The organism is Deferribacterota bacterium (assembly GCA_034189185.1).
Lineage (GTDB): Bacteria > Chrysiogenota > Deferribacteres > Deferribacterales > UBA228 > UBA228.
Genome location: JAXHVM010000190.1, coordinates 1 through 3299 on the forward strand (window position 1 = coordinate 1; position 3299 = coordinate 3299).

Consider the following 3299-nt stretch of genomic DNA (forward strand, 5'->3'; position numbering starts at 1 on the left):
TTTAGCTCTAATTCTTTTAGTTATTCTAATTTACGCTCCTTTATTATACTATGCTAAATGTTCTCCCCTTAAATTTTTCTCTAAGGCAAAAGAAGCTATAATAACTGCCTTTGTTACCAGAAGTAGCAGCGGGACATTACCCATATCTATGGATGTAGCTGAAAGAAAATTAGGTGTCTCAAAGAGCATCTATTCCTTCAGTCTTCCAATTGGAGCAACAATGAATATGGATGGCACAGTAATTTATCTAAGTGTATGCGCTGTATTTATTTCAACAGCGCTAAATATTGATCTATTAAACTCTAAAATATTTGTATTAATTATTGTCTCAACATTAGCTTCAATTGGAACAGCTGGTATTCCAGGAGCCGGCCTAATAATGCTTGTTATGGTCTTAAACAGTTTAGGCCTCTCCCTAAATGACCCAAAAGTTGCATCCTTATATACAATTATATTGGGAGCAGATGCCTTAATGGATATGGGTAGAACTTGCATAAATGTTACAGGCGATCTCGTTGGAACAGTTTTTGTAGGATCTATTGAGAATGAAATAGATAGAAGTTTATGGTAAGCCAATGAAAACAGTTGGGATAATTGGTGGAATGGGGCCTTATGCTACCCTTGATTTTTTTAAAAAAATACTCGATGAGTCAAAAGTAGAAAAAGATCAAGATCACCTACATTTAATAATAGACAACTATCCACAAGTACCCGATAGAACTAAATATATCTTAGGTAATGGCCAAAATCCATACCCTTATATATTAGAATCAGCAAATAGATTAATTAATGGCAAGTGCCATCTCTTGTGTATGCCTTGTAATACTGCCCACTATTTTGTAAAAAAACTTTTAAAGGATTTAAACAAAAGTATAGAATTTATCGACATGATAGAATCAGTAAAAGAATATATTTGTAAAAATTATAAAAATATCGCTAAAATTTTAGTTCTTGGCACTGATGGACTTGTAAAATCTCACATATATAATGAATATTTTAATAATTTTCCATTAGTATATCCTAATTATGAAGAACAAAAACAAATTATGGAAATTATTTTAACAGTAAAAAAAGGGGATACTAAAAATGCAGCCAAATCTTTTATAAAATTAATAGATAAGCTAAGTGATCATAAAAATACAATATTAATAGTCGCCTGCACAGAATTGCCAATTTTACTCCCCTTCATAGATTATAAAGAAAGCATTATAGACTCAAATCTTATTCTAGCAAAAAAGGTTGTAAAATTAGCATATGAAGGATCTTAAATTAATATGTAATATTTGCGGCAGAGAATATCCATTAAGTCTCGAAATATTAAGATGTGAGTGCGGTAAGCCACTAAAATTACAATATAAACTTAACAAAAATACACATAAACTAGTAGTAGATAATAAGAAATATTCAATGTGGAGATACTCACATTACTTACCCACACAACTACTTTCTAATATTATTTCATTAGGAGAAGGTTTTACGCCTCTTATCACTGAAAATAAAGGAGACAAAACATTATATTTTAAACTTGAATATATGAACCCTTCTGGTTCTTTTAAAGATAGGGGCAGTAGCATTCTAATATCACTATTGAAATCAAAAAATATTAATAAATTCATAGAGGACTCATCAGGTAATGCTGGGATATCCTATGCAATGTATGCTGCAAAGGCATTGGTTAAGGCAAATATATTTGTGCCAGATTATATAAAAAATAATAGATTAAAATTACTTAATCTGTTGGGTGCAAACATTAATAAAATACAAGGGGGCAGAAAAAAAGTTGCAGAAGAAGCGATAAAACAATCTAAAAGCTGTTTTTATGCTTCACACGCTTATAACTGGATATTTATAGAGGGAGTTAAAAGCATTGCCTACGAAATATATGAACAGTTAAGCGGAAATATCCCAAAACATATATTTGTCCCCACTGGTAATGGTACCCTTTTTCTTGGTTTATATTATGGATTTCTAGATCTATTACAACTTGGACTAATTAAAGACGTGCCAAAACTCTATGCAGTCCAGCCTCAAAATTGTTCACCCTTGACATATTTTTCAAAAAAAGGCATTTTAAAGGGTTTTTCGTCGGATTATTCAATTGCTGAAGGAACACTAATAGAAGATCCGCCTAGATTAGAAGAAATAATTAGGGCAGTAAAAGAGTCAAAGGGTGAAATCATCAGCGTTCCTGAAGAATCTATTGATATTGCACATAAAAAATTGTTTGAATATGGATATATTATTGAGCCAACTGCTGCCTTAGGATATGGTGCGTTTTTACAAAAAAAATCAGCTGATTCACTAATAGTTTTAACTGGTTCAGGATTAAAATTAGATTAATTTTCAAAATTTTAAAATTAAAATAAAATATAGTATTTACTAACAGCAACAATAACTAACAAAATTAATTAAACAAAATAAAACATTAAAAAACAGCCTTAAAATATTACATAAATGATGTCTGTTTAAAAATAAAGCAAACTAAAAGTTATTATGCTATTGCACAACCCCAATAGTCAAAATAATACAAGACCACGTCCTTTGTTCACCTGTGGCAATAATGAGACATACGTCATCAGCTTTTGCAGCTTTATAAAAATCAAATCTTCCTAACTTTTCTATTTTTATATCCTTTGGCAGAATTCTCCTATACTCTTTGAAAATTGGAGGTTCAGGACCACCGTCTGGATAAATTGCTTGTGCAGATTCAATCTCAATTACACTTGAAAGTGCTTCTAGCACATCACTTACGTTAAGTTTACCAGGAGCAAGATTCAAATAAACCTTTTTACTTTTAGGGTTCGACATAACATCAAAGGGGTAATTACTATCAGCTACAACGATTTTAGCTCCATGACCAGCTTTAGCTAGTGCTTCTAAAATTTCTGGGTGCAATACACTTGTTTTTAACATTGTAAAACCACCTCCACATGCTAGTAAAAAAGCTGTCCATAGCATAAAAAAAAATCTTAATGCTTTCATATAAATTACCTCCTCTTTATTTTTAGATTTTGCATTTTCTATCTCTTATTCTCTATAAACCTATATTATCCCATACCTAATGCATATGCAAATTAAATATTACAATATTTTAAAATTCTATTTACAATGATTTTGCAAAACAATCATTAGCATTTGATATTTTAATTATATATCTTATAAAAACTTAGGAGGTGTGTTATGAAAAAAAATGTTGCTGGAAAATTTTATTTAAAAACTTGTTTATTTATAATTGTTACTTTGTTTATACTATTTAATTTCTCAGATTTAAGCGCACAAACAATTAGGGGAATCGTTTT

The 3299-nt window shown here is 30.3% G+C and carries 4 protein-coding genes; 3 read left to right on the forward strand and 1 reads right to left on the reverse strand.

Translation table 11 applies throughout. The features are described 5' to 3' along the window. The 3 genes from SVN78_09645 to SVN78_09655 form a co-directional block, all read left to right on the forward strand. Positions 1–571 (forward strand): cation:dicarboxylase symporter family transporter (locus SVN78_09645; GenBank protein MDY6821867.1); only part of this gene is annotated, 571 nt, incomplete at its 5' end. 4 nt (positions 572–575) lie between these two features. Then, positions 576–1268 (forward strand): amino acid racemase, encoded by a 693-nt coding sequence (locus SVN78_09650; GenBank protein ID MDY6821868.1) that lies wholly within the window; start codon positions 576–578, stop codon positions 1266–1268. Beyond that, the gene (locus tag SVN78_09655) at positions 1255–2340 is read left to right on the forward strand and encodes a pyridoxal-phosphate dependent enzyme (protein ID MDY6821869.1); all 1086 of its coding nucleotides are present in this window, start codon (positions 1255–1257) and stop codon (positions 2338–2340) included. Before SVN78_09650 ends, SVN78_09655 begins: the two co-directional genes overlap by 14 nt. Positions 2341–2496: 156 nt before the next feature. Here SVN78_09655 and SVN78_09660 read toward each other — a convergent pair whose 3' ends face one another. Next, positions 2497–2982: an RbsD/FucU family protein gene (locus tag SVN78_09660; GenBank protein MDY6821870.1), complete on the reverse strand. Its 486-nt coding sequence runs from the start codon at positions 2980–2982 to the stop codon at positions 2497–2499. Positions 2983–3299 lie beyond the last annotated feature (317 nt).

Bases quoted from the DNA above. Each gene is read 5' to 3' on its own strand.
- SVN78_09650 (MDY6821868.1), top strand. From the start codon at position 576: ATGAAAACAGTTGGGATAATTGGTGGAATGGGGCCTTATGCTACCCTT.
- SVN78_09655 (MDY6821869.1), top strand. From the start codon at position 1,255: ATGAAGGATCTTAAATTAATATGTAATATTTGCGGCAGAGAATATCCA.
- SVN78_09660 (MDY6821870.1), bottom strand. From the start codon at position 2,982: ATGAAAGCATTAAGATTTTTTTTTATGCTATGGACAGCTTTTTTACTA.